Here is a 26,867-nt window from a genome sequence, read left to right as displayed (position 1 = left end):
TTAAGTACAGTAGTTCCGCGATCAAACCAAGGAAAACACCATGGCCCACAACCTCCACAAAACGCTCAAGGAATTCGACAGCGGTTCCGGCAAAGGCAAGTTCTACTCCCTGCCGCAACTCGGCAAGGCACTGAACATCAAGATCGACCGCCTGCCGGTTTCGATCCGTATCGTGCTGGAATCGGTGCTGCGTAACTACGACGGCAAGAAGATCGCCGAAGAACACATCGAGCAACTCGCGAACTGGAAGCCGACCGCAGCGCGCGTCGACGAAATCCCGTTCGTGGTGTCGCGCGTCGTGCTGCAGGACTTTACCGGCGTTCCGCTGCTCGCTGACATCGCTGCAATGCGCGGTGTCGCGAAACACATGGGCAAGGATCCGAAGTCGATCGAACCGCTGGTCCCGGTTGATCTGGTGGTCGACCACTCGGTGCAGATCGATCACTTCCGCGAAAAGAACGCGCTCGACCTGAACATGAAACTGGAATTCCAGCGCAACAACGAGCGCTACCAGTTCATGAAGTGGGGCATGCAGGCATTCGACACGTTCAAGGTCGTGCCGCCGGGCGTCGGTATCGTTCACCAGGTGAACCTGGAATACCTCGCACGCGGCGTGCACAAGAAGGCCGAAGGCGCGGACACCGTGTACTACCCGGATTCGCTGGTCGGCACCGACAGCCACACCACCATGATCAACGGTATCGGTGTGGTGGGCTGGGGCGTGGGCGGTATCGAAGCTGAAGCCGGCATGCTCGGCCAGCCCGTGTACTTCCTGACGCCGGACGTGGTGGGCGTCGAACTGAAGGGCAAGTTACGCGAAGGCCTGACGGCGACCGATCTGGTCCTGACCGTGACGGAACTGCTGCGTAAGGAAAAGGTTGTCGGCAAGTTCGTCGAGTTCTTCGGCGAAGGCACGAAGTCGCTGTCGCTGCCGGACCGTGCGACGATCGGCAACATGGCGCCGGAATACGGCGCAACCATGGGCTTCTTCCCGGTCGACGAAAAAACCATCGACTACTTCAAGGGCACGGGCCGCACCGACGCAGAAATCTCCGCCTTCGAAAACTACTTCAAGGCGCAGGGTCTGTTCGGTATTCCGAAGGCTGGCCAGATCGACTACACCAAGGTCGTCACGCTGGATCTCGGCACGGTGACGCCGTCGCTGGCAGGTCCGAAGCGCCCGCAAGACCGTATCGAAATCGGTCACGTGAAGTCGACCTTCAGCGACCTGTTCTCGAAGCCGGTCGCAGAAAACGGCTTCGCGAAGAAGGAAGCCGATCTGGACGCGCAATACACGACGAGCAACGGCGTCGACGTGAAGAACGGCGACATCCTGATCGCCGCGATCACGTCGTGCACGAACACGTCGAACCCGAGCGTGCTGCTGGCCGCTGGTTTGCTGGCCAAGAAGGCTGTGGAAGCCGGCCTGACGGTCGCGCCGCACATCAAGACGTCGCTGGCGCCGGGATCGCGCATCGTCACGGAATACCTGACGAAGACCGACTTGATGAAGTACCTCGACAAGCTCGGCTTCACGCTGGCCGCTTACGGTTGCACGACCTGTATCGGTAACGCAGGCGACCTGACGCCGGAACTGAACGAAGCGATCACGAAGAACGACATCGTCGCGGCAGCGGTTCTGTCGGGCAACCGTAACTTCGAAGCGCGTATTCACCCGAACATTCGCGCGAACTTCCTGGCCTCGCCGCCGCTGGTCGTCGCTTACGCGATTGCCGGCAACATCACGCGCGACCTGATGACCGAACCGGTCGGCAAGGGCAAGGGCGGCAAGGACATCTACCTGGGCGACATTTGGCCGACCAGCGAAGAAGTCAATGAACTGCTCAAGTTCGCGCTGGACGCAGATGCGTTCCGCAAGAACTACGCGTCGCTGACCAAGAAGGGCGACCTGTGGAGCAAAATCGAAGGCGAAGAAGGTCAAGTCTACGACTGGCCGAAGTCGACCTACATCGCTGAGCCGCCGTTCTTCGGCAAGGACTTCTCGATGACGCCGGCCGACAGCATCGCTCCGGTCAAGGGCGCACGCGCACTGGGCATCTTCGGTGACTCGGTCACGACCGACCACATCAGCCCGGCAGGCTCGATCAAGGAAGACTCGCCGGCAGGCAAGTGGCTGAAGGCAAACGGCGTGCAGAAGGCCGACTTCAACAGCTACGGCTCGCGCCGCGGCAACCATGACGTGATGATGCGCGGCACGTTCGCGAACGTCCGGATCAAGAACCTGATGATCCCGGCGAAGGCAGACGGCACGCGCGTGGAAGGCGGCCTGACGATTCACCAGCCGAGCGGCGAACAAGAGTCGATCTACGACGCAGCGATGAAGTACATCGACGCGGGCACGCCGACGGTTGTGTTTGCGGGTGAAGAGTACGGTACGGGTTCTTCGCGTGACTGGGCTGCGAAGGGTACGCAACTGCTGGGCGTGAAGGCTGTGGTTGCTCGCAGCTTTGAGCGGATTCACCGTTCGAACCTGGTCGGCATGGGCGTTCTGCCGCTGCAGTTCAAGGGTTCGGATAGCGTGCAATCGCTCGGTATTACCGGCGAAGAGACGTTTGACGTGGAAGGCCTGGGTTCAGACTTCAAGCCGCAGCAGGAAGTGACGCTGGTGATTCACGGCAAGGACGGCAAGGAAAAGCGCGTGCAGGTTCTGCTGCGTATCGATACGCCGATCGAAGTGGACTACTACAAGCACGGCGGGATTCTGCCGTTCGTGTTGCGTTCGCTGCTGGCTGCTTAAGGTATTAGGTAACGTATGCAGTAGCTGCAAGCTGTTTTGCAGGTGCTGCGTCCTTGTGGAAGGACGCAGCCGATTTGAGAGCCCGGCTTTGGCCGGGCTTTTTTTATTTGCCGCCGCGGTCGGTGTGGAAGGCGGCGGGATCGTCGGTGATGCGGCGTTGGGTTATGTGGGTGGTCCAGTCGACGTCTCCTTGGGCCGGTACGGTGGCGCGCGTGGTGACATGTGAGCGTGACTGCTTGGCCCAGTTGAGCAACGCTGCCTGGTCGACTGTGTCGTTTTCGGCTGACGGACGCGTGGCCCATTCTGGCTGCTTCGACACAGCAGGTCCCGCGGCCGGGCGAACGGCACGGCTCAGCGCGAGCCGCTCGCTGACATGCCCTTCGGTCATACGTGCGACCGCGACTTTGCGTTCCGTCTTTGCGAGGCGGGTTGTCGTGGTCTCGCGGGAAGGTGCTGGCACGACATCTGCCGCCGCATAGCGCTTTGCAAAGCTTGCGGACGGTGGCGCTGCAACGGTGCTTGTCTTTGGCACCGCGCTAGCTGCTGAAGGCACACTCCCCGAAATCGTCTGCATCTCTTCAACTGCCAACTGAGCCAGCTCAATCGGTTCTTGTGGATCGACAACGTGTGGACTGCTGACGGCCGGCGGAACCGCTGGTCTCAGAGCCAGTTCGCTCGCCTTATTGGCGTCTCGCATCGCGCATGTCGCCAGCAACCAGGCCAGCGCGATACTGCAACCCACGAAGATTGCCCCACCGAGGATGTGGTCCGACCGCGACGAGCGCGGACGTACCCTGCCTGCCTCAAGGTAGCGCTTTGCTTCAGCCAGCGCCGCGTCAAAGCCGTGGGAAGCCACGCGTCGCGGCGGCACTTTATAGAAGAAAAGCTTCGCGCCCGGAGGAAACGGACCCGGTCGTGCCTGCTGCGGCCGGCGTTGCACTGCGTCCTGCAGCGCCCGCTGTGCTTCGGTTTGAGCGATAGGTTGCGTGGCGTCTTGTGTCGCGGCTCGCGCGGTACGTCGTCGCGAGCCGAAAGGAGGCGGCAAGCCGTCGAATGGGCGCGGTTTCGGAATCGCCAGAGCACCTTCAATCAAGGCCAGAGGTCGGTTCATTGCATGATGCTCCGGTGTGGGTCGATCGCGGTGTCGAGTTGCGTGACCAAAGTCCTGCTGCGCTCGATGAGCGAGTCGATTGCACTGGTCTCGTGCTCCGGTGCCGTACTAGCGCTCCGTAGCGCTTCCATCAGACTGCCTGCACCGACGAGGCCCACGGCCCCACTCAATCTGTGCAGCAAGGTGCGTAACCCATCGATGTCATGCTGGTGATGCAAGCCGCCTAGGCGCTCCAGATCGTCCGTCATCGAACGACGCCAGGCACTTAGAAATGTGTAGAGATTGATACCCTCTTCCGACAGCGCGTCGAGATAGCGACGTTCGAAGGGTTCAAATGAGGAGCTCGTGGCAACGTCCCGCGACTGCGCGGCGATGGTGAACAGGGGCGCCCGTGCGTTGCTCGTCAATTCCGCGGATGGCCCCCATTGCTCGACGCTGAACGGCGCACTGAAGCTCACACGAGTGGCGGATTTTGAATCGCTCGTGACTAAAAGTTCGCCTTGCATACGCTGCGCCAGTATCTGGCAAAGCGACAAGCAAGCGTCCAAGTTGGCGGGCCATTCTCCGGCGAACGCTAGATCAACGATCGGCTCGAACAGTGGCAATTGGGCAACGTGAACTGCATCACGTCCGGTATCCATCAATTTGATAGAAATACGCTGCGAACCAGCATTCAGTAGTTCCGCCTGCACAACGACGGCAATCTCGCCCTGTGTGCCGAGTTGAATCACGTGGTTTAGCAGGTGGAAGAAAATCTGACCAAGCCGCGCACTATCGGCGAGTATCAGCGTCGCCACCGCTTGGTCAAAGCTCACACTCGGACGCAAGCCTCGCTGCGCGGCAGCAGGAGCCAACAGCGCGATGACACCATCGATGACCTCCCGCGGATTCGTCACACTTTCGTCTAGAACGATGGTTCGTGACTCCAACGGCGAAATATCCATCAGATCGTGAAGCGTTTGGGCCCACGTACGCATCGCGGACTGGATCATCAACATCTGCGTGCGTTGAGCAGACGGCATCGCTGCGGTTTCGAGCGATTCAAACAGACCCGTTACGGCGGTCAACGGAGCTTCCGTATAGAGACGCATCGCGCCGAGCAGCCAGAGCTGCTCCTGCTTTGCGGCGGCATGTGCCTGGATGGATGCCTTGACACGCGCAGCCTGCTCCCGTGCTTCGGCTGCATCGCACCGGCGTGCCCATTCATCTTCAGCGCGACGCCATTTCTCCGCAGCGCGCCTCAGCGCGGCGCGAGACAAGCACGCACCGGCAAGCGCTACAACCGCGGGGGCAGCGAGCTCCAATACCCACGTTTGCCGATCGATCTCGGTGTCACGTGCGCCAGTTGCCGGTTGGCCCGTGACATAGCGACTATCACGCGATGCAAGCACGAAGGGCGCGCTGGCGACAGTCTCGTTGCGCGAATGAGTGCCGTGAGCCGGTTGCCCGAGTTGGGCCACCGCATCTCGCGCGGCCAGCACAACAGCCGGACGCGAATTGTTGTGGTACAGCATGCGTGGCGCACCGTCGGCTAGCAGTGCCGCATTGGCCCGTAGCGAGAACATACACAGCAGCGCAAACGCACAAAGGCCGCCCAAAACCGCCGCAAAGCGGATTGACGTAAGTCCCGCATTCTGCGAGAAGCGTGATGCACGACTACGCGTGTCCGCTGGAGAACCAAGCCGACTCATTTTTTTCATAACCCGAAAAACTCAGTCGATCAGTCTGTGCAATGTCGCAAACTCGATTAGCGCGGCCAACGACGACAGCCCAAGCTTTTCCTGAATGCGGCTCTTGTACGTGCTCACGGTCTTGTCGCTCATTAAAAATCCCCTTATCACGTCAATTGTCACCATGCGCGAGCCCCAAAATCTGAATCGATCGAGAAGAAACCCCATGCGCCCTAAAAATGAGAAGGCAGGCCGCCGGTAAGTATTCTTGCCAGATGTGCACACAAATGCACTTCTGCTTTGCGGTGAGAGACTATGGAGAATTGAGATTACAGGAGGCTCACAACGGAGCCGGGACACAACATGTGCGAGTCGAAATATCGACCAGCTGCTGCGCGACGTTGGCGTCCATAGATACCGACGGTGATTCTTGATGCATGTGCACGCTACGACTCGGCCAGCACAAATTCGATTTCGACGCGCCGGTTTGGCTCAAGACACCGCACCAGTTCATCGCGCTTTGTTTGCTGGCAGGTGACTAACTGATTCGCACTGCCTTGGCCTTGCGCGGTCATAGGCAACGTCACGCCGTGGTTGCGCAGATACTGCCTGACTGTCTGCGCACGCTGCAACGATAGACTCTGGTTGTGGGTATCGCTTCCGAGTCGGTCGGCAAACCCGGTGATCTTTAGCTCGCGTACCGTTGGGGCCCGCTTCAAGCCCGTGACCACCCCGTCGAGTTGTCGCTTGCCAGCCGGCAGGATCGCAGCCTCGCTGCTGCCGTCGAAACGGAACAGGGAGTCGGCCCGCAGCGTAATCTTTTGAGGCTCCTGTACTGCGGGTGCCGATGCAGGCGTCGCTTTCGCCTGCGAGCATTGCAACGCCGTTTCCGCCGACTTCCGCAAATTATCCTGAACCTCGGGTAAGCGCTGTTCAGCAGCGGAGAACCTACGCGCCCAAGCGTCATGGCCTGCTTGCAGCAGTTCGACTTCAGCACATGCAAGAGGTTGTTGTGCCTGGGGACACTGGGCGAAGGCAGGATCGCCTTTGATGGTATTGACGATTTTCCACAGATCAGGACGCACGGTGGACACCGTGCGTAAGACCGGGTTAGCGGCGGACAACGGCGTGCCGTTTTCAAGGCTCATTGTGATCACCGCGGCCTGGCCGATCGCTTCCTCAACGAAGCCCCAGTGATCGTTAGCCTGCTGCGTCTGCTGACCGGCATCGATCCAGCACTGTGCCTTCGCGTGGAAGTAGCCGCTCTTGCCGCCGGGCAATTGATCGATCCGCTGTTGCAACGATGCCAGCGCGGTGCGACTGCTGACGATTGACGCATAGGCGCCAACCCATTGCGCGTTTGCCGCGCCTGCTGCCTCGTCCTGCGATGTGCCGATTCCCGCTTTCAGCACCGTGGCATCTTCAATCCCGAGACGTTCACGCGCGGCGTGATCCGCGCAGCCTGACAAGGCCAGTGCAAAAGCTAGCAGCGTTAGCTGAAATTTCATTGCTCTTCTGCGTCGAGCGCATCTTCTTTAAGAAGGCTCCGAGTATGAAGAGACGCAGCACGAGACGGAATGGGAACATTCTTAGAATCATGTCGGAAAATCCACGCTTTTGCATTCGTGTGGCATAACAGCTGTCATCGGGCGCGACGCTTACGCCGCCACCGCCCGCGCCGCATTCCTCCCCCGCAGCCATTCCAACGCAAGCAACAGACAAGTCGAGAACACAATCAAAATCGTCGCCAACGCCGCGATGGTCGGGCTGATGTTCTCGCGAATACCAGTGAACATCTGACGCGGCAAGGTAGTCTGATCCGCCCCAGCCAGGAACAGCGTCACGACCACTTCATCGAACGACGTAGCAAACGCAAACAGCGCACCCGAAATCACCCCCGGCGCAATCACCGGCAGCGTGATACGGAAGAACGTCTTCACCGGATTCGCCCCCAGCGACAAACTCGCGCGCACCAGGTTGTAGTTGAAGCCTTGCAATGTCGCCGCGACCGTCGTCACCACAAACGGCACACCGAGCGACGCGTGCGCGAGAATCAGCCCGATATACGTATTCGCCAAACCAAGCGGCGCAAAAAACAGATACATGCCGACGCCGACCACCACCACCGGCACGATCATCGGCGAAATCAGAACCGCCATCAGCAATGCCTTGCCGCGGAAATTCGCCTTGGTCAGGCCGATCGCAGCCAACGTGCCGAGCACCGTCGCCACGACAGTCGCCGACGGCGCCACGATAAAGCTATTCTTCGCCGCCATGCGCCATTCATCGGACCCGATCAGGTTCGCATACCAGCGCATCGACCAACCCGGAATCGGATACACCAGGAACGTGCTGGACGAAAACGACAACGGCACAATCGCCAGCACCGGAAGGATCAAATACAGCAGCGTCAGCACGGCAAGCGCGCGCAACGCGAAATACCACACGCGCTCGATCAAGGACGTATGCGGCGCAAACAAGGGCTTGGCAAGTTTCATCGCGAGTAAGCTCCGTTCAGGCGATCAGCCGAGGCTCAGGGACGAACGCGTGAAGCGCCCATAGATGACATACAGCACGAGCGTCGCGGCAAGCAGAAAACCGCCGAGCGCACACGCCATGCCCCAGTTGATCGTCACGTTGGTGAAGTACGCGACGTAGTAGCTGACCATCTGATCATTCGGTCCGCCGAGCAATGCCGGCGTGATGTAGTAGCCGATCGCAAGAATGAACACAAGCAGTGCGCCCGCCCCGATACCCGGATAAGTTTGCGGCACATACACGCGCCAGAACGCGGCGAATGGATGACTGCCGAGCGAGATCGCGGCGCGCTGATAGGTCGGCGGGATCGACTTCATCACGCTATACAGCGGCAGGATCATGAACGGCAGCAGAATGTGCGTCATCGAGATGTACACGCCGGTGCGGTTGAACAGCAACGACAACGGATCGTGCAAAATGCCACTCGCAATCAGCGCCTTGTTCACCAGCCCTTCGCTTTGCAGAATCACGATCCATGCAGCAACGCGTACGAGGATCGATGTCCAGAACGGAATCAGCACGAGAATCATCACCAGATTCGCGCGGCGATCGGAGAGCGTCGAAATCCAGTAAGCAAGCGGATAGCCGAGTAGCAGCGCAAAGAATGTCACGACTGCGCCGATCACGAAGGTACGGCTGAATACGTGGAGATAAATCTGTTGCTCCGGATCCGTCTCGATGATGTGACCGAATCCGTCCTGCTTGTGGTCCAAAGAGGCCAGCAGATAAAACGGCGAGTAGGCACCGGAATTCTTCGCGATCGCCTGCCAGTACGCGACGTTGTTCCAGCGTTCGTCGAGTTCGGCGAACTTCGCGTGCATCTGGGCCGGCGCGAGCGTCAACGGCTTGTTGTTGTCGTCGACGAACGGCATGGCGTGAGCCGATTTTGCGACCAGCGAGCGATAGCCTGGAATTTCCACGTTCAGCCGCCGCGCCAGCGCGCCCATGCCATCGCTATCGGCAATCGCAGTCAGGTCCACAGCTAGCGCGGAGTATGCGGCGTCAGGCGGCAGCGCCTTGCGATCCCAACCGCTCAACGCATTCAGCGTATGCGGCAGGGCGTTCATCACTTCCGGATTCTGCGCGGCCCGCGTCAATAGCGCACCGATCGGCACGACAAAAATCAGCAGCAGAAAAATGGCGAGCGGTGCAATCAGCAACAGCGCCATTGCGCGCTTCTTTGCTTCTGCGGCCTTCAGTTCTCGCTTAAGTCGAACATTCGACTCAGGCGTCGAATCGGCGGCGATCGTCATCGTAGTCACACCTCGTCTCCTCGATCCGGAGTTAGCGCGCTAGCCCTTACTCCGATCCCATGCATCCGGCCGCTCGCGCACATCGCGAAGACATGCGTTTGCGTTTGTTTCATTGCATTGACGCGGCGCGGCTTCACCATAAAAGCCGCGCCTTCTCACACCTGGCTAATTACTTCGAAGCCCAAGACGAAAAACGTTGCTCCAGCTCATCGCCATGGTCGGTCCAGAACGAGAGGTTCTGCAGCACGGCGTTCTTGCCGTTAGCCGGCGAGTTCGGCAGATTGGACAGCGTCTTCGGATCGAGCGCCTTGATGGCCGCCACGTTCACCGGACCATACGCAATGTTGTGCGCGTAGTCCTGCTGCGGCTTCGACGAGATCGAATACGCGATGTACTTCTCAGCCAGCGCCTTGTTCGGCGTGCCCTTCGGAATCGCCCAGTAGTCGAGGTCGTAAATGCTGCCGTTCCACACCACCTTGAGGTTCTTGCCTTCCTTCTGCGCGGCATCGATACGGCCGTTGTACGCGGTCGACATCACCACATCACCCGCGACCAGGAATTGCGGCGGCTGTGCGCCCGCTTCCCACCACTGGATGTTCGGCTTCAGTTCGTCGAGCTTCTTGAACGCGCGGTCCTGGCCTTCCTTGGTGGCAAGCACCTTGTAGACGTCCTTCGGCGGCACGCCGTCGGCCATCAGCGCGAATTCGAGGTTGTAACGCGCGCCCTTGCGCATCGCGCGCTTGCCCGGGAATTTCTTCACGTCCCAGAAGTCGGCCCAGCCAGCCGGCGCGGTTTTCAGCTTGTCGGCGTTGTACGCGAGTGCCGTCGACCACACGAAGAAGCCCACGCCGCAGGTTTGTGGTGCTTCCGGAATCAGGTCCGACTTCTTGCCGATCTTCGACCAGTCGAGCTTCTCGTACAGGCCTTCGTCGCAACCACGGCCGATGTCGCCCGATTCAACTTCCACCACGTCCCAATTCACGTGTTTGGCTTCGACCATCGCCTTCACTTTGGCCTGCTCACCGTTGTATTCAACGGCGGTCACTTTATTGCTGGTTTGCGTTTCGAACGGCTGGTTGAATGCGACCTTTTGCGCGTCGCCATTCGCGCCGCCGAAATTGACGACCGTCAGTTCAGCTGCATTGACTTGCGCGGCGCCCAGCGCGAGCGCCACAGCACCGACAGCGATGGCGCAGCGCGATTTCCCGATCTTGCTCATGGTGTGTTGCTCTCCTTTGGTGGTGTGCTTCAAGCTACGTACAGTGCGACTTGTTATGTGCTGCTTAGGTGAACTGCTTCTTTTGCCTGCGTCGACGACCTGCAACCCGTGCATTGCACGCGCTCACGCGCCTGCAAACACTCGCAGATGCTCAGGCGCAAACTCGAGCGCGACGGGCGCGCCAGGTGCGAAGGTTTCGAGTGCATCGGTGCCGAGCGGCACCTTCACGAAGCACTCGTCCTGCTCCGGCAAACCACAGCGCATCCGCACGTGATCGCCGAAATAAATCAGCCCGCGCGCTTCGCCGCTTAGTGCATTGGCGCCAGGCCGTGACACGCCATTGGCGAGTTTCATGCGCTCAGGACGGATGCAAGCGACCGCCGGCGTGCCCGCCCGCGCACCGCCAATATTGCGTCCCGTGAGGCGCGTGCCGTCAATCAGATGAAACTCGCAGTACTCGCCGTCGACGTTCGCAATCGTGCCGCGCAGCTTGTTGCTGTCACCGATGAAGTTCGCAACGAACTCGTTGCACGGCGATTCATAGAGACGATCCACGGTATCGAGTTGCTGCACGATGCCCTTATCGAACACGGCAACGCGGTCGGACATGGTCAGCGCTTCGCCCTGATCGTGCGTGACATACACGAACGTGACGCCGAGCTTCTCGTGCAATGATTTAAGTTCGTACTGCATGTGTTCGCGCAACTGCTTGTCGAGTGCGCCGAGCGGCTCGTCCATCAGCACGAGCTTCGGCTCGAACACGAGCGCCCGCGCCAACGCAATACGTTGCTGCTGGCCGCCGGAAAGCTGCGCCGGGTAGCGCTTTGCGAAGCTTTCCATGCGCACCATCTTCAGCGCGTTATTCGTGCGATGCGCACGCTCTTCCGCCGACAGTTTGCGCACCGTGAGCGGATACGCGACGTTCTGCTCGACCGTCAGATGCGGAAACAGCGCGTAGTTCTGAAACACCATGCCGATGTTGCGCTTGTGCGGCGGCACGGTATTGAGCAGCGTGCCGTCGAGCCAAATCTCACCGCCGGTGGGAAATTCGAAGCCCGCCAGCATCATCAGACATGTGGTTTTCCCTGATCCGGACGGCCCGAGCAGCGTCAGGAATTCGCCCTGATAGATATCCAGATCGAGTTGTTTGACGACCAGCGTTTCGCCGTCGTACGTCTTGCGCACACCCCGAAAGCTGACGATCACGTCATCGGTTTTCATCGCACTAGTCTCCTCTGCGGTCCGGCTGGCTCCCCCTGCAAAGCAGCGGGATTGCATTAATTGCGTGGCTCACTATAGTCCCTTACGGTTCTACAATATGGAACCATTTCATTATTCCGGATAGAACCACTTGGACACCGTGATCTTGTCGGATTGGCTTGCCGCGCGACTCGACCGCGCCGCCGCCGAACCGGTCTACAGACAGACGTTGCGGCTGATGCAGCAGGCCATCCTGACCGGTCAGCTACCGCCTGGCACCAAGCTGCCCAGTTCGCGCACGCTCGCCGAGGACCTCGGCATCGCGCGCAACACCGTGCTGCACGTCTACGACCAGCTTACCGCCGAAGGCTATGTGATCTCGACCACCGGCAGCGGCACCTATGTCGCCGACACGCGGCCGGACGCGGCAGCAGTGAATGCACGCAAGAAGCCGACAGTGGCGAGTGTCAATGTTGACAGCGCCGATCAAGCCGCCGAGGCCTTGAAGCCGCCCAAACGCGATCTAGGCGACCTCTCCATGCGCGGACGCAGGCTCATCGATCAGGCAGGCGTGTCCGCTAAGCAATGGGGCGCGTTCATGCCGGGCGTGCCCGACGTCGCTGAGTTTCCGGCGCGCACATGGAGCCGCTTACAAGCAAGGTTGTGGAAGGAAGCCAATCCCGATCTGCTGACCTATGCGCCGGGCGGCGGCTATCGGCCGTTAAGGCGGGCGCTGTCCGATTACCTGCGCGTCGCGCGCTCGGTGAATTGCACGCCCGATCAGATCATCATCACGACGGGTATTCATCAGTCGATCGATCTGGCCGTGCGTTTATTGACCGACGTCGGCGATCGCGCGTGGGTAGAAGAGCCGTGCTATTGGGGCGCGCGCAGCGTGCTGCAATCGTCGGGGATTACGCTAGTGCCGGTGCCGGTGGATGACGAGGGCCTCAATCCGCGCGAGCAGGATCTGCAACAGCCGCCGCGGTTGGCGCTCGTCACGCCGTCGCATCAATATCCGCTCGGCATGGTGATGAGTCTCGCGCGGCGCCGCACGCTGCTCGAATACGCACGCCAACACAACGTCTGGATCATCGAGGACGACTACGACAGCGAATTCCGCTACGGCAGCCGTCCGCTCGCGTCGTTGCAAGGACTCGACGACGCCGGCCAGGTGATCTACGTGGGAAGTTTGGGGAAGATGCTGTTTCCGGGTTTGCGGATCGGCTACATGATCGCGCCGGAACATCTGGTGGATACGTTCCGCACGGGCGTGGCCGAGCTGTATCGCGAGGGGCAACTGATGCAGCAGGCGGTGATGACTGACTTCATCATGGACGGCCATCTCACATCGCACGTACGCCGTATGCGCGCGCTCTATGGTGAGCGCCGGCAGATTCTGATCGACGCGATCACCGCGCGTTTCGGCAACGAACTGCCGGTGATGGGCGACGAGGCCGGGCTGCACCTGGTGCTTGGGCTGCCCGATCATGCGAACGATCGCGCCGTCACGGCAGCCGCTTACGATGCCGGCGTGATCGTGCGACCGCTCGCCGCTTACTACAGCAGCGAGACGCCCGCGCGACGCGGACTGTTGCTGGGCTACGCCTGCGTGCCGAACGAGAAGATCGGTCCAGCATTCGACACGCTCGCGCGCGTGATCGAGCAGACGGCGTTGAAGAAGGTGCCGACGCGAGCCGCTTAACCGGCTCGCATCGCCACACAACGCATCACTTCAATCCAAAGTCCACCCGCGTCGTGGCACCCTTGTCCTTGATGCCATCAGCGTCCAGCTTCGGCGCGACGATAAACACGCGGCTGCTGTCGATCTTGCCCTCGAAATACTGCTGCACGGCTTGCGCCCGTTGCTGGGCGAGCTGACGCAAGCTGGCGTCGTCGATCGGAGCATTGGCAGCCATTGCCGCCTTCATGTCGTCGTCCGGCAGGCTCTTGGTCAAACCGACAAAATTGCGCGGCTTCTTGAAGTCGGCCGCCTTGTAGGCCTTGGTCAAGTACTTGTCGTATTCCTTCGGATCCACGGTAACGGTCGACAGATCCACGCTTTCGCCATTGCCCACCACGTCCTTGATCTTCTGTTGCTTGACCTGGCGGTCGACGTACTGCGCCCGCAGGCCCGGTCCGTCGATCGCCGGATCGACGCGGCCAATCAGATCGATACGAATCGAGCTCTTGTCTGCCAGCGCCTTCACGATAGTGTCGAGCTTCTTGTCCGCAGCGTCGGACAGTTGCGCCGACCCGGGCTCGAACTCGACATAGCCCAACTCCTCGCCACCGCCACCGAAGGCGTTGGCGATCAGCGAGAACGGCGCCGTTACCGCCTTCTGCAGCAGATTGAGCACCGCATGCCAGATGAGGCCGCCGATGCTGAACTCCGGATTCGACAACGAACCCGACACCGGCAGATTCACATCGATTTCACCGCGTGAGTTTTTCAGCAGCGAAATCGCGAGACGCACTGGCAGCTTGGTCGCCGTATCATTCTCGACGTGGTCACCGAACGTAAGCTGATCGATGAAAATATGATTGTTGGCATTCAACTGATCGTTATCGAGCTTGTAGTGCAGATCGACGTTCAGCTTGCCCTTGGTGATCGGATAGCCGGCGTATTTCGCCGAATACGGCGTGAGATTGGTGAGCTCGATATCGTGCGCGCTCGCAGTCAGGTCGAGCGCCGGCTTCGCGATCAGCGGATTGACGGTGCCGCGAATCGATAGCGGACCATTCGCCGCCAGCTTCGCGGCGATGTCCACGGGCGCAGGCGTAGTCGACTGCGTGCCGAACGCGCCGACCGTGCCTTGAATGCCAACCAGGTTCGCGGTGAAGTTCGGCTTGATGAAGTTGTCGGTGTACGTCACGCGGCCCTGTTGCAGCACCAGTTGGCCGAAGTGCAGTTTGACGGGGCGTTGCGGCGGCGTGGCGGCCGTCACTGTGGCCGGCGTTGCCGACGACGCCGGTACCGGCGCGGAAGCCAGCTCTGGCGCCGACGCAGCCTGCGGCGTCAACGGCACCGGCTCATGGCCGCCGCTCTTGTCGCGTGTCAGCGATTGCGCGGCGCCGCTTTCATGCGCGACCACATCCTTGAGATTGAGCTTGCCTTGCGCGTCGAGCAGCACACGCCCATAGAACTTCGTGAACGTAACGCGGCCCGCGTCGACCACAGTGCCGTGTTCGTCGTAGTCGGCCTTCAGATTGGTCAGCGCGAGCGAACTCCATCCTGCGAACGGGTCCGAAGTCGCCTTGTCGATCATCCGCACGTCGACGAGCGCGACATCGCCGCGGTATGTCGCCTTAAGCGCTTTCGCCTGACTCAGCGCGAGATCGCCATTCGCATTGAGCAACGCGCTCGCGATCAGCGCATTCAGCTTGCTGCCGAAGTACGGTTCGAAGGCCGCCGCATCCAGGCGGTTCGCGTTCACCTTGACGGCCACCTTGAGCGGCGTCGCCGTGACATTGCCCTTTACGCCAAGCGTGCCTTTCTTGTTGAGCGTGGCTTGCAGATCGACCGGCAACGGCTTACTCAGATCGTCGCTGATCTGCTGCACCTTCAATTGCAACGGCGTCACGCTCAGCTTCACTGGATTCGGCGTCGTGTTGTCAGTGAAATTCGCGGTCGCGTCTTTCAGGTTAAGTTCGCCGATCTTGTAGTGCCACGCGGGCCCCGCTGCCTCCGCCTTCTTCACCGCATGGATCGCCGTGCGCTGTTGCTCGGCCTGATGCGGACCCGCGAGCGCGGCGAGGTCGATGCTGCCGTCCTTCAGACGTTGCGCATTGACCACCAGGCCGGTCGTATCGACGCCGGTGATATCGGCAGTACGCCCCGCCACGTCCACCTGTTTGACCGTCACCTGGCCTTGCGCGAGCGAGACGACCGGTTCCTTGCTGCCGCGTGCTGCGAGTTTGAGCGACTGCAGATTGAGTTGTGTATCGGTGACCATGACTGCGACCGGCGACTTCGACCAGTTCGCGCCGACATTCGCGTTGGCGGACAGTGCGCCGTCCACCACTTGCGCGGCGGTCGCGGTGTCGAGGTACGGTTGCAGCAAGGGCAACTTCAGTGACTTCAAATCGACCTTTGCGCTGGCGGTCTTCGCAACAAGGCCGAACGCGCCGGCCACGCCGAGCGAGCCGCCGCCGTCCTTGAAATCGGTATTGAGCGTGTAATGCGCGGGGGCGGTAGCGAGCGTCGAGAAATCGGTCAGCGTGACGGCCAGTTTCTGCAGGCCGGCGTCAACCGGACGCGAGGCAGCTTCATCGTGAACGTTCACGGTGCCGTCGTTGAGCACGAAACGCTTGATCGACAGGTCCAGAGGCTGTGCGGCCTTTTCCGTGGCGCCGCTACCCGACGCCGCAACGGACGCAGACGCTGGCGCCGATGCCGAAGCCCCCGCCGTAGGCGCAGGCGCGAACATCCGCTCGACACTCAACACGCCGTCTTTATCACGCGCAAGATTGGCGCTTGGCGCGTCGATGCGGATCTCGTCGATGTGATACAGGTTCTTCAACGGCTCCAGCGTCCCGGCAGCCACATGCAACGCGCGCGCCGCGAAGAACGGCGCCTTGCTCTGATCGCGCACGTCCACATCGTTCAAGTCGACGGTGCCTGCCACGCGTAACGAGGGAGCGTCGTTAGAGACCACGAAGTTGAGCTTGAGATCGGTGGATAGCTTGCCGCTCTGCACAACCACAGGCAGCTTGGTCGGCGCGTAGGAGATGAGCTGCGGCACGTCGAGCCCGTCGAAGCGCAGCGACACCTCCGATTCGCGCGACGCTGCAAACGGCTTGGTCTTGCCGTCGATCGCGAGCGGACTGCCGTCGATACGCGCACGCAGCAACGGCTCGACGAAGATGTCGGTTTTCGAAGGCAGCGTAGCGATGAAAGGAATGCCAAGCTTCCATTGATCGATCACGTGCGTTGCGCCGAGCAATTTGTCGTCGAACGTAATCTGGCCGTTTTCGAGGCGAATGTTCGACACCGAAAACAAGGTCGGCTTGCTATCGGGCTTGGCCGGCTGCTTCGAGAATTTCTCGATCAGGTCGGTGAAATTGAAGCGCTGCGCGTCGTAGCGAACGATATGAAAGCGTGGTGAATCGAGTTGCACTTCATCGACGATCGGCGCGCCACGAAACAGCGAGCTCCATGACGGCTTCACGATGAGCCGCGCAATATCGACAAAGTCGCCCGCGCCGCCGCGCTCGCCGATATGCACGCTATCGGCTTCGAGCTTGAGCGTGTACGGATTGAGTGCGATGCGGCTGATCGTAGCCGGCCGGTCGAGTTGCTTGCTGAGTTGCTGCTCGGCAATGTGGCGAATCAACGGCGGCGCCGCGAAAAAGCCCAGCAGACCGAACAATACGAGGAAGATCAGCAGACCCGTGATGACACGCCGGGTGCGGCGTGACTGCGCGACATCGCGCACGGTCTGCATGGAAGAGGCGATTGATGCTTTATTGAGGCTTGCCATGCTCGGTCTTGGGTAATGCGGCGGCAAGCCCGCCGCGAAACGAAAATCCCGCAAGCGGCAGTATAAGTGGTGAATCTTACGCGGCCTAGAAATGTAAGCCGTGGCTTACACATTGTTGCACGCTACTGCAGCGCATGTCCGCCGGCACGAAGCGGCGGACACGCGTTGGTCTATGCGTCACTCATACCTCACTGTCACAGCAGTGACGCATAACATTCATGGACTTCACACCAGCACTTCGCTGCCCCGCTTCACCGAGGCATTGCACTGGCGAACTTCATCGACGTCGGCGGCAATTCACTGACGCACGACGGCCGGCGGTTGCCAGCTGCCATCGGTCGCTTGCGGCTTCGGTGCGTACAAACGCAGCATCAATTGCAAATCGGCGCGCGGCGCCGGCAGCCAGTTGCCACTCTTGCCGCGCGTGGACGACACCGTCACGTCGAGCGAGCCGTCGCGATTACGGCGCGCACCGTTGCGATCGCCGACTGCGAGACGCGCCGGCGCGCTTTCCCCTAACGCGCCGTCCTTCGTGTAGGCGGTGATCGACCAGAAGCCGCGCACCGGCGGCAACTGGTTCGGCGCGAAGTGGATCACGTAGCGATTTGCGCCGTTGAGCGCATGACCGTCGCTGTCCTGAGTGACGACCGCGCGCACTTCATCATCCTTCGTGCCGATGCCAGGTTGGGTCGCCGCGGCGTAAGCGCGCATTGCATAGTCGGGGCCGTAGTTGCCCACGCCGTCGCCGAACCAGTTCCAGCCGTTGCCGGTCAGCAGATTGGAAGGTGGCGTGACGACACGCAGGTGACCGTCGGCCAGGCCCGCGGCGATCGCCTCGGGCGGACTCGGCAGCTTCACCGGATCGCCAGGCGTCACACCGAGGTCCGAAAGGATCTTCAGCGCATGCGGATCAGCCGGCGCCGGCGGGTTGTCCGGCAACGCCTGCGCGAGCCGGCTGAAGAAGCCGTTCGCGTCGAGCGCGGCGACTTGCGCGGCCGGCGTGCCGGAAGCGGCCGCGGCGGCAGCATCGGCGGCATTGCTGCTAGGCGGCGTAATCGATGCAGAGCGCGTGTCGCCCGCGTAGACGCTCAACGGTGCGATACGGATGGCGCGCTGCAGCTTGCGCACCGCCGTCAGGTCGCGGGTGCCGTTCGACTGGATGCGTACGCTCACCCAGGCGTTGCGGGTCGGAACGTCGACACGCGTCACGCCCTTGGGCAGATCGCCCTGCCAGCCCGGGCCGACGAAGGCAATCGTTTGCGCCTTGATGCCCGCGGCGCGGGTAGCGAACTGTGAGCTGGTCGACCACACCACGTTGGTCCACATGTCGAGCACGCGGGCGTCCACGTAGCGGCCGCGCGAATCGGGCAGCGACACGATCACCGGCTCAGTGCCGACGTCCAGCCAGCCGGTCGAGTCGAGCGTGTCGAGACTCGGCTGCAGCGGATTGGACGCGCCGATCGGCGGCAAAGCCTGCGCGTGACGCAGCGTGTTGATCGGCGCCTGGCCTGGATCGGTGCCGACCGCCGCGTCGCGCGCGACGCCCATCAGCACCAGCGGATAGCCGAATACATACGAATCGGCGACTTCGTCCTTGACCCAGCTGTTGGCTTTTTGCGTCGTGGACGGAGTCGACGCACAACCAGCCAGAAATGCGAGGCCTACGAGCGATGCGCAGGTCCAGTGAAGCGAAAACAGTTCTCGGCGATTTTTTATCATTCGTTCAGGTGGCAGAACGTGCGGTCCTAAGGGAGACGTCGGTGCGCAGCGAAACCGGTTTGCGTGGCCTCCCAAAGCCCAGCGCAGCCAGGCGGTGGCTCGCGATTCCGACAACATCGGGTTGTATCGTATCCTTGCTCACCAGGCAAGCGCAAAGGCAGGAATAGCGCCTGGCAATGCGCGCGCGGCCATCATTTAGCGTACGGTTGACGATTTTTGTCACTCCCCCACTGATTCTTGCCCTGTTGGCCAGGTCACGCGACAGGTCGGCAAGGCGCACCGCAAAAACATCCTTGACCTTCCCATCATGGGAAGGTCAATACTGGGTTCATGATGCGGCCCAATGCCGCGACGAGCCTTGCCTGCCATGACCGAACTTGCCACGCCGCTGCGTCCCGCGGACGCCACACCCTCCAGAACCACCGAACTCGACATCGGCGGGATGACCTGCGCCTCATGCGCGATGCGTGTCGAAAAGGCGCTGGCCAAAGTGCCGGGGGTCACGCGCGCGTCGGTGAATCTCGCCACAGAAAAAGCCAGCATCGACAGCGACGCTGCCGTCGACCCCGAAACGCTCGCTGGCGCCGTGCGTAAAGCGGGCTACGAAGCGACGCCGTCGGCGCTGCCCGACGTTGCGCCGGCGCAAACTTCGCACGCGACGGAACTGGCGATCGGCGGGATGACCTGCGCCTCATGCGCGATGCGCGTGGAAAAGGCGCTCGCCAAGGTGCCGGGCGTCGCGGGCGTGTCGGTGAATCTGGCGACCGAAACGGCGACCGTCAATCTCAGCGACGTGGCTTCGGATGACGATGTCGCCTCCGACGCATTGATCGCAGCCGTCAAGAAAGCCGGCTACGAGGCAACGCTGATCGCGCCGGCGTCGGCGGCCGGAAATTCCGCCCTTGCCTCCTCTGCCGACAGCAAACGCAGCCAGACGCGCCGCGAACTGGCGGCCGTGCTCGCCTCCGCCGTGCTGACGCTGCCGCTCGTCCTGCCGATGGTCGGCGAATGGTTCGGTTTGCACGCGATGCTCTCCCCGTGGCTGCAGTTCGCCCTCGCCTCGATCGTGCAGTTCGTATTCGGCGCGCGTTTCTATCGCGCGGCCTTCCGTGCGGTGCGGGCCGGCGCCGGAAACATGGACTTGCTGGTCGCGCTCGGCACGTCGGCAGCCTATGGAATCAGCGTCTACGAACTGGCGACCCATCCGGGCGACATGACGCATCTGTATTTCGAAGCGTCGGCGGTCGTGATTACGCTGGTGCGTTTCGGTAAATGGCTCGAAGCGCGCGCCAAGCGCCAGACCACGGATGCGATCCGTGCGCTCAACGCACTGCGCCCCGACCGCGCGCGTATCCGCGTCGGCACGGACGAACGCGAAGTACCGCTCGCGCAAGTGCGGGTCGGCACGGTGGTGATCGTGCGTCCGGGCGAGCGCGTGCCGGTGGACGGCGCGATGCTCGAAGGCCGCACTCACATCGACGAATCGCTGATTACCGGCGAAAGCCTGCCGGTGCCGAAGCAGGCAGCCGATCCGGTCACCGCCGGCTCGATCAACGGCGAAGGCGCGATTGCGGTGACGACGACCGCGATCGGCGCGGAAACGACCCTCGCGCGAATCATTCGCCTCGTGGAAAGCGCGCAGGCTGAGAAGGCGCCGATTCAACGTCTGGTCGACCGCGTCAGTGAGATCTTCGTGCCGGCGATCCTGGCAATTGCGGCGCTCACGCTGGTGGGTTGGCTGATCGCCGGCGCAGGCGGCGAAACCGCGATTCTGAATGCGGTCGCCGTGCTGGTGATCGCCTGCCCGTGCGCGCTCGGACTGGCGACGCCCGCGGCCATCATGGCCGGCACCGGCGGCGCGGCGCGGCGCGGCGTGCTGATCAAGGACGCCGAGGCGCTGGAAACCGCGCATCGGGTGAATATCGTCGCGTTCGATAAAACCGGCACGCTGACGCTCGGGCAACCGTCGGTGACGGCATTCGAGGCGATCGGCGGCATTGGGCACGACGAGGCGCTGGCGCTCGCCGCAGCTGTGCAGCGGCATAGCGATCATCCGTTGGCGCGGGCAGTGGTGAAGGCGTATGAAGTGGCGTCACCGGTCGCGACGGAGTCGCGAGTTCCGACGCTCACGGCCAGCGCCGCTCGTGCGGTGCCCGGGCGCGGCGTGGAAGCCGACGTCGAAGGCCGCACCCTCGCGCTTGGCAGCACGCGCTGGCTCAACGAACTCGGCATCCAGTTGCCGCCGCAACTCACCGAGCGCGCAAAACAGCTCGAAGCCGCCGGCAACACGGTCTCCTGGCTGATGGAGCGCGCACCGCTTGCGCCCGCCGCGCTCGCTTTAATCGCTTTCGGCGACACCGTCAAGCCGACCGCCCGCGCGGCCGTCGAACGGCTTGCCCAGATGGGCATCAAAAGCGTGCTCGTTACCGGCGACAACCACGGCAGCGCGGCGAGCGTCGCCCAGGCGCTTGGCATCGACGAATTCCACGCGGAAGTTCTGCCTGACGACAAAGCCCGGGTGATCCGCGATCTGAAGATCCGCAGTGCCGGCATCGTCGCAATGGTGGGCGACGGCATCAACGACGCTCCCGCGCTCGCTGCCGCCGACATCGGCATCGCGATGGCGACCGGCACCGATGTCGCGATGCAGGCGGCCGGCATCACGCTGATGCGCGGCGATCCGGCGCTGGTGGCCGACGCCTTCGATATTTCGCGCCGGACGTGGCGCAAGATCCAGCAGAACCTCTTCTGGGCGTTCGTCTACAACCTGATCGGCATTCCGCTTGCCGCCTTCGGTTTGTTGAATCCGATGCTGGCCGGCGCGGCGATGGCGTTTTCGAGTGTGAGCGTCGTGACCAATGCACTACTACTGCGCACCTGGCGCGGCGCGTCGGCGCGCTGAAAGGCAGGGCAAGGGGCAGTATTACGTAAGGCTTTCGAAAATACTAAAGATATGGGCAAATCGGCCGTAATCCTGACATAGGTGTAAACCACGCATTCGCACGGTTTGCGCACCTCATGTCACTCCTTACTCCGAACGCCCATGGAATTTCTCTCTTTGCGCCGCGCCAGTGTTGGCGCCCGGCTTGCCGTACTGTCGTGCGCGCTGGTGGCATTGATTTTTGCCGCCTTTACATGGGCGCTCACGCGCAGCGCCGGCAAGCAGGTCAGCGATCAGGTGCTCGAACGCATCGCCGATAAGGACCGCTCGATCGCCGCAATGATCACGCTGTTCGACAAGGCACTGTCGGCCGAAGTCGATCGCTCGATGTCGCTGTTCGCAAGCTTCCTTCCCACCGGCTACACGCTCGACGACGCCCAGAAAGTCGACATCAACGGCGTCGCCACCCCGACCATCAAGGCCGGCGACAAAGTCCTGAACATGGACTTCTCGATTCCCGACCAGTTTCTCGAACGCAGCGGCGCGGTGGCTACCGTGTTCGCACGCAGCGGCGACGATTTCGTCCGCGTGACGACTTCGCTGAAGAAACAGGACGGCTCGCGCGCGATCGGCACGTTGCTCGACCGCAAAGCGCCGGCCTACGGGCTGATCATGGCGAACAAGTCCTATACGGGACTTGCCGCGCTGTTTGGCAAACGTTTAATCACGCAATATCGGCCGATCACGGACGCGAGCGGCCGCGTGATCGGCGCGCTGTTTGTCGGCGTGAACGTGGACAAGGAAATCCAGTCGGTCCAGGACGGCATCAGCAAACTGAAAATCGGCGACAGCGGCTACTACTTCGTGGTCAATGCCTCAAAGGGCGCGGATCGCGGCAAGCTGATCGTGCATCCGGCCGCCGCCGGCCAGAACGCGGACAACGCGAACGCGCCGTATCAGCAGATGCTCGACATGAAAGAAGGCCAACTCGAATTCAGTTCCGCCGACGCGACGCTGGGCGAGCGCAACGCGCGCGACAAATTCGTGTCGTTCGTCACCGTGCCGGAATGGCAATGGCTGGTGGGCGGCGTCGCACCGCGCGACGAAGTGATGGCGGACGTCGTCGCGACGCGCGATCAATTCCTGGTGATCGGTTTCGTGCTGGTCGGCGTGTTCGCGATCGCGTTCCTGATCGCTGTGCGCCGCCTCGTGAGCCGTCCGCTCGATGAAGCCGCGAAGGCGTCCGAGCGCTTCGCGTCGGGCGATCTGAGCGTGCGCGTGGGCAAGGGTGCGAATGCGCGTGCCGACGAAATCGGCCGCCTGATGCAATCGATCGATGGCATCGGCCAAGGCCTCGCGCGCATCGTTTCGCAAGTGCGCAATGCGTCGACGGATATATCGGGAGGGACTGAAAAGATCGCTACCGGCAGCGGCAACATTGCCGCGCGTATTGCCACGCAGGCGAGCAGCCTTGAAGAAACGGCGGCCAGCATGGAACAGATCACGTCGACCGTGCAGCAGAACGCCGACCATGCCGCGCAGGCCAACACACTCGTCACGAATGCCGCGGACGCCGCGGTCGAAGGCGGCCGTGCCGTCGAACGCGTGGTCTCGACAATGGGCGAGATCAGCCGCTCGTCGCAGAAGATTGCCGAGATCACCAGCGTAATCGAAGGCATCGCGTTCCAGACCAATATCCTCGCGTTGAACGCCGCCGTGGAAGCGGCGCGCGCCGGCGAACACGGTCGGGGTTTTGCGGTGGTGGCATCGGAAGTGCGCGCGCTGGCGCAGCGCAGCGCGGCTTCGGTGAAAGAGATCGACGGGCTGATCGCCGCCTCCACAGCGACCGTGCAAAGCGGTTTCCGGATCGCGGAGGAAGCGAGCTCGACGATGCAGGGCATCGTTCAACAGGTCGGCCAGGTGCGCGCGATCATGGCGGAAATCAGCGTTGCGTCACGCGAGCAATCGGGCGGCATCGAGCAGGTCAATCTCGCTGTCACGCAGATTGGCGAAGCGACTCAACAGAATGCGACGATCGTCGGCGAGGCCGAACACGCGGCGGCTGAGCTGCGCGATCAGGCTGCGCGGCTGGCGCAGGTAGTGAGCGTGTTCAAGCTGGGGGCTGGGCGGGATTAACGCGTTGGCTAGGTCGATGTAACGGCGCGGCGCCCTGCCGCGCCGCCGTGCGCCACGCGCCGTGATCAAAACTCCACATCCAGTTCGTCGATCTCCTCCACTTCCTGCTGCGCGTCCGCGATCCATTGCTGCATCTCTGGCAGCGCCATGATGCGCTGCCCATAGTCGACGATCTCCGGATCCAGCTTGACGTCGTAGGTCACGAAACGCGTCACCACGGGTGCGTACATCGCATCCGCCGCACTGCGCTCGCCGAACAGAAACGGTCCGCCATACTGCTTCAGGCACTCGCTCCAGATCGTCACGATGCGGTCGATATCCGACTGCGCTCGCGCCCACACCTTGAAGCCCGGGAAATGCGCTTTCAGATTCATCGGCAACGCCGAGCGCAGCGAACCAAAACCCGAATGCATCTCGCCGCAGATCGAGCGGCAATGCGCTCGCGCGCGGATGTCTTTGGGCAATAGCGCCGCTTCCGGCTTCAGTTCGTTCAGATATTCGGCAATCGCGAGGGTGTCCCAGACCTTGATGCCGTCGTGAAAGAGACATGGCACCAGAATCGACGGCGACAGCAGCAACAATTCGGCGCGCGCGGCGGGATCGTCGATCGGCATCACGATCTCTTCGAACGGCAGGCCGCTAAATTTGGTCAGCAGCCAACCGCGCAGCGACCACGACGAATAGTTCTTGCTGCTGATGGTGAGCGTGGTATTCGCCATACGATTCTCCTCCAGATGAGGCGTTCGTCCGACGCCTGACGATGCGCATGCACGTTGCCGTGCGCGGACGCACCAAAGCGCGGCAAATTCGGCCCGCTCCCATGACCGGCGCAAATGCTATGCCAACGTGCAGCGACGGCGGCGTCAGTGCGACTGCACGATTGGCACATGACTTGCCTCTATTCGGGTTCCTTCCTTTCCTGCACTCGTGCGAAGGTTATGAACCTGTTCGCATATCCCACATACCAGGCTTTCGCCGACATGATGCTGCCGATGCGGCACGGCGCAGCGCTGGTGAATCATTCGCTCGACGCGTGGCCCGCGTTTGGCGATACGTCGCATGGACGCTCGATACGCGCGGCTTGCGAATTGCTGACGCTTGCCGGACTCACGCCTGTCAGGCCGCCGTTCGGCATCGATAGCGTGGTGACGGAAGGCAAACCCGTACAGATCGTCGAGGAAGTCGCGGCGCACACGCCGTTCTGTTCGCTGTTGCATTTCCGTAAAGACACCGCGCCTTCTCATCCGCAACCGCGCGTGCTGGTGATCGCGCCCATGTCCGGCCACTTCGCGACGCTGCTGCGCGGCACCGTGCGTACGATGCTGGCCGAGCACGATGTCTACATCACCGATTGGCACAACCCGCGTGACGTGCCGCTGAGCCAGGGCCGTTTCGGCTTCAACGAATATGTACGGCACGTGATCGATTTCATCGAAACGATCGGGCCGGGCGCGCATCTGCTGGCGGTGTGTCAGCCGACAGTCGCCGCTTTGGCCGCGGTCGCGCTAATGGCCGCCGACGACAACCCCGCGCAGCCCGCCAGCATGACGCTGATGGCCGGCCCGCTCGACACCCGCATCAACCCGACGCGTGTCAACGAACTGGCCAAAAGCAAGCCGATCGAGTGGTTCGAGCAGAACCTGATCAGCGCCGTGCCGTTCGGTTTTGCGGGTGCGCACCGTCGCGTGTATCCCGGCTTCGTGCAACTGACCGCGTTCATGGCGATGAACCTCAACCGCCATCTCGACTCGTTCGAGACCATGCATTACGAGCGCGCCAAAGGCGATCCGGCGAAGGCCGATACGATCCGCACTTTCTACGAAGAATACTTCGCGACCATGGACCTGACGGCCGATTTTTATCTGGAGACCGTCGATACGGTTTTTCAGCGGCACGCGCTGCCGTTGCATGAACTCGAGGTGGAAGGACGGCTTGTGGAGCCTTCGAAAATTCGACGTACTGCGCTGCTGACCGTAGAGGGTGAAAAAGACGATATCTGCGCGGTTGGTCAGACGCTCGCTGCGCAGGATATGTGCGACAAGTTGAGGCCTTATTTGAAGACGCATCATGTGCAGACCGGTGTGGGGCACTATGGCGTGTTCAATGGACACCGGTGGGAGCGGCAGATTTATCCGCGTGTGCGGGCCGTGATTTACGACAACGAACCGCGTGCGGTAGTGGTGAGTTCGCGGGCGCGGACGATTCAGCCGGTGTCGGTGGCTGCGGCTTCGGAAGCGATCGCGTCAGCCCCGGCTGCTGCTGCAGTGGTCGATGTCGAGGTGGATTCGGCAGCGGCGGTAACTGCCTCGCCGAACGGCGTTGGCTCCGGCTCCGCCGCCAAGACTCAGCAGGCGTCACGGGCACCGCGCCGGCGGCCACCCGCGACGCAATCGTGAGTCAGGCCACCGCGCTCTTCCACGGCTGCACCGCCGGGACTTCGCACGGACCTTCGACTTCAATCGATTTGAAATCGGCCGGCGACACGATCTCGATGTACTCCATATCTTCGGAGTAATCGAACAGATAGTGGACGATGCCCGGCGCCTGATGCACACAATCGCCGGCGGCGACGAGCGTCTCCTTGTCGCCGTACATGAAGCGCGCCCAGCCCTTCAACATGATCACAATATGGAAATCGGCCTCATGACGGTGCCAACCGGTGCCTTGCTCTGGTGCGTGATTCGCCTTGACGAGTTGCGCGAGCACCTTACCTCCGGTTGCCTGCGCGATGCCTAAATCTCGGTAAAGAAAAAAGTCGCGTAGGCCCTGATCCACGTAGGACGTGTCTTGCGGACGGACATGGCTGAACTGCGTAGCGAATTCGGTGGACATGATCGCGCTCCTCTTGAGTGAGCCGGCGGTTGAAAACGACGCGTTGGAGCGTCGGTTGCAAGCATCA

General features: G+C 61.8%; 16 protein-coding genes and 1 pseudogene. 5 read left to right on the top strand and 12 right to left on the bottom strand.

Annotation, left to right across the window (positions count from 1 at the left end; all coding sequences use genetic code 11):
- The first annotated feature begins 40 nt into the window (after positions 1-40).
- A complete protein-coding gene (gene acnA / locus M0D68_RS04950) occupies positions 41-2,758 on the top strand; it encodes an aconitate hydratase AcnA (protein WP_266223907.1) in 2,718 nt (905 codons plus the stop codon).
- A 103-nt stretch (positions 2,759-2,861) separates the two neighbouring features.
- Here acnA and M0D68_RS04945 read toward each other — a convergent pair whose 3' ends face one another.
- From M0D68_RS04945 to M0D68_RS04910, 8 genes and pseudogenes are all read right to left on the bottom strand, one after another.
- Positions 2,862-3,869, bottom strand: a complete 1,008-nt coding sequence (locus M0D68_RS04945) for a hypothetical protein (protein ID WP_266223906.1) — start codon at positions 3,867-3,869, stop codon at positions 2,862-2,864.
- On the bottom strand, positions 3,866-5,128 hold the full coding sequence (locus M0D68_RS04940; protein ID WP_266223905.1) for a HAMP domain-containing sensor histidine kinase: 1,263 nt from the start codon (positions 5,126-5,128) through the stop codon (positions 3,866-3,868). The genes M0D68_RS04945 and M0D68_RS04940 overlap by 4 nt, the downstream gene beginning before the upstream one ends.
- A gap of 453 nt (positions 5,129-5,581) precedes the next feature.
- Positions 5,582-5,692 (bottom strand): annotated as a pseudogene (locus tag M0D68_RS04935) (LuxR C-terminal-related transcriptional regulator); the annotation flags it as partial.
- A 293-nt stretch (positions 5,693-5,985) separates the two neighbouring features.
- A complete protein-coding gene (locus M0D68_RS04930) occupies positions 5,986-7,047 on the bottom strand; it encodes an OmpA family protein (RefSeq protein ID WP_266223904.1) in 1,062 nt (353 codons plus the stop codon).
- A 150-nt stretch (positions 7,048-7,197) separates the two neighbouring features.
- On the bottom strand, positions 7,198-8,037 hold the full coding sequence (locus M0D68_RS04925) for an ABC transporter permease (protein ID WP_093634416.1): 840 nt from the start codon (positions 8,035-8,037) through the stop codon (positions 7,198-7,200).
- A gap of 24 nt (positions 8,038-8,061) precedes the next feature.
- Positions 8,062-9,330 carry an ABC transporter permease gene (locus M0D68_RS04920; protein ID WP_266223980.1) on the bottom strand — a complete coding sequence of 423 codons (1,269 nt, stop codon included), beginning with the start codon at positions 9,328-9,330 and terminating at the stop codon, positions 8,062-8,064.
- Between the two features lie 169 nt (positions 9,331-9,499).
- A complete protein-coding gene (locus tag M0D68_RS04915; protein WP_054034777.1) occupies positions 9,500-10,549 on the bottom strand; it encodes an ABC transporter substrate-binding protein in 1,050 nt (349 codons plus the stop codon).
- A gap of 123 nt (positions 10,550-10,672) precedes the next feature.
- Entirely contained in the window at positions 10,673-11,770 is a 1,098-nt protein-coding gene (locus tag M0D68_RS04910) for an ABC transporter ATP-binding protein (protein ID WP_175049712.1), read from the bottom strand.
- A 130-nt stretch (positions 11,771-11,900) separates the two neighbouring features.
- Here M0D68_RS04910 and M0D68_RS04905 point away from each other — a divergent pair, with 130 nt between their 5' ends.
- Complete coding sequence (locus tag M0D68_RS04905) at positions 11,901-13,454, top strand: PLP-dependent aminotransferase family protein (RefSeq protein WP_266223903.1); 1,554 nt, start codon at positions 11,901-11,903, stop codon at positions 13,452-13,454.
- A gap of 25 nt (positions 13,455-13,479) precedes the next feature.
- On the opposite strand, the gene M0D68_RS04900 is transcribed toward M0D68_RS04905, so the two are convergent.
- Together M0D68_RS04900 and M0D68_RS04895 are read right to left on the bottom strand one after the other, a co-directional pair.
- Positions 13,480-17,232: a DUF748 domain-containing protein gene (locus M0D68_RS04900; RefSeq protein ID WP_266223902.1), complete on the bottom strand. Its 3,753-nt coding sequence runs from the start codon at positions 17,230-17,232 to the stop codon at positions 13,480-13,482.
- A gap of 297 nt (positions 17,233-17,529) precedes the next feature.
- Positions 17,530-18,951, bottom strand: coding sequence for a DUF1254 domain-containing protein (locus tag M0D68_RS04895; protein ID WP_266223901.1), 1,422 nt, complete (start codon positions 18,949-18,951; stop codon positions 17,530-17,532).
- Between the two features lie 367 nt (positions 18,952-19,318).
- Here M0D68_RS04895 and M0D68_RS04890 point away from each other — a divergent pair, with 367 nt between their 5' ends.
- Both M0D68_RS04890 and M0D68_RS04885 read left to right on the top strand, forming a co-directional pair.
- Positions 19,319-21,853, top strand: a complete 2,535-nt coding sequence (locus M0D68_RS04890) for a heavy metal translocating P-type ATPase (RefSeq protein WP_266223900.1) — start codon at positions 19,319-19,321, stop codon at positions 21,851-21,853.
- Positions 21,854-21,994: 141 nt separating this feature from the next.
- A complete protein-coding gene (locus tag M0D68_RS04885) occupies positions 21,995-23,968 on the top strand; it encodes a methyl-accepting chemotaxis protein (RefSeq protein WP_266223899.1) in 1,974 nt (657 codons plus the stop codon).
- A 65-nt stretch (positions 23,969-24,033) separates the two neighbouring features.
- Here M0D68_RS04885 and M0D68_RS04880 read toward each other — a convergent pair whose 3' ends face one another.
- A complete protein-coding gene (locus M0D68_RS04880) occupies positions 24,034-24,687 on the bottom strand; it encodes a glutathione S-transferase family protein (RefSeq protein WP_054034774.1) in 654 nt (217 codons plus the stop codon).
- A gap of 219 nt (positions 24,688-24,906) precedes the next feature.
- Here M0D68_RS04880 and M0D68_RS04875 point away from each other — a divergent pair, with 219 nt between their 5' ends.
- Positions 24,907-26,364 (top strand): polyhydroxyalkanoate depolymerase, encoded by a 1,458-nt coding sequence (locus M0D68_RS04875; RefSeq protein WP_200617499.1) that lies wholly within the window; start codon positions 24,907-24,909, stop codon positions 26,362-26,364.
- A gap of 1 nt (position 26,365) precedes the next feature.
- On the opposite strand, the gene M0D68_RS04870 is transcribed toward M0D68_RS04875, so the two are convergent.
- The gene (locus M0D68_RS04870; protein WP_093634459.1) at positions 26,366-26,800 is read right to left on the bottom strand and encodes a cupin domain-containing protein; all 435 of its coding nucleotides are present in this window, start codon (positions 26,798-26,800) and stop codon (positions 26,366-26,368) included.
- Positions 26,801-26,867: the final 67 nt, after the last annotated feature.

The sequence above is a fragment of the Paraburkholderia sp. SEWSISQ10-3 4 genome (assembly GCF_030464785.1).
Classification (GTDB): Bacteria; Pseudomonadota; Gammaproteobacteria; order Burkholderiales; family Burkholderiaceae; genus Paraburkholderia; species Paraburkholderia aspalathi.
This window is presented reverse-complemented; position numbering and strand designations above follow the sequence as displayed.

What these genes read in the sequence shown, in the direction of transcription:
- acnA (WP_266223907.1), top strand. Translation starts at nt 41, where the DNA reads ATGGCCCACAACCTCCACAAAACGCTCAAGGAATTCGACAGCGGTTCC.
- M0D68_RS04945 (WP_266223906.1), bottom strand. Translation starts at nt 3,869, where the DNA reads ATGAACCGACCTCTGGCCTTGATTGAAGGTGCTCTGGCGATTCCGAAA.
- M0D68_RS04930 (WP_266223904.1), bottom strand. Translation starts at nt 7,047, where the DNA reads ATGAAATTTCAGCTAACGCTGCTAGCTTTTGCACTGGCCTTGTCAGGC.
- M0D68_RS04925 (WP_093634416.1), bottom strand. Translation starts at nt 8,037, where the DNA reads ATGAAACTTGCCAAGCCCTTGTTTGCGCCGCATACGTCCTTGATCGAG.
- M0D68_RS04920 (WP_266223980.1), bottom strand. Translation starts at nt 9,330, where the DNA reads ATGACGATCGCCGCCGATTCGACGCCTGAGTCGAATGTTCGACTTAAG.
- M0D68_RS04915 (WP_054034777.1), bottom strand. Translation starts at nt 10,549, where the DNA reads ATGAGCAAGATCGGGAAATCGCGCTGCGCCATCGCTGTCGGTGCTGTG.
- M0D68_RS04910 (WP_175049712.1), bottom strand. Translation starts at nt 11,770, where the DNA reads ATGAAAACCGATGACGTGATCGTCAGCTTTCGGGGTGTGCGCAAGACG.
- M0D68_RS04900 (WP_266223902.1), bottom strand. Translation starts at nt 17,232, where the DNA reads ATGGCAAGCCTCAATAAAGCATCAATCGCCTCTTCCATGCAGACCGTG.
- M0D68_RS04895 (WP_266223901.1), bottom strand. Translation starts at nt 18,951, where the DNA reads ATGATAAAAAATCGCCGAGAACTGTTTTCGCTTCACTGGACCTGCGCA.
- M0D68_RS04890 (WP_266223900.1), top strand. Translation starts at nt 19,319, where the DNA reads ATGACCGAACTTGCCACGCCGCTGCGTCCCGCGGACGCCACACCCTCC.
- M0D68_RS04885 (WP_266223899.1), top strand. Translation starts at nt 21,995, where the DNA reads ATGGAATTTCTCTCTTTGCGCCGCGCCAGTGTTGGCGCCCGGCTTGCC.
- M0D68_RS04880 (WP_054034774.1), bottom strand. Translation starts at nt 24,687, where the DNA reads ATGGCGAATACCACGCTCACCATCAGCAGCAAGAACTATTCGTCGTGG.
- M0D68_RS04875 (WP_200617499.1), top strand. Translation starts at nt 24,907, where the DNA reads ATGAACCTGTTCGCATATCCCACATACCAGGCTTTCGCCGACATGATG.
- M0D68_RS04870 (WP_093634459.1), bottom strand. Translation starts at nt 26,800, where the DNA reads ATGTCCACCGAATTCGCTACGCAGTTCAGCCATGTCCGTCCGCAAGAC.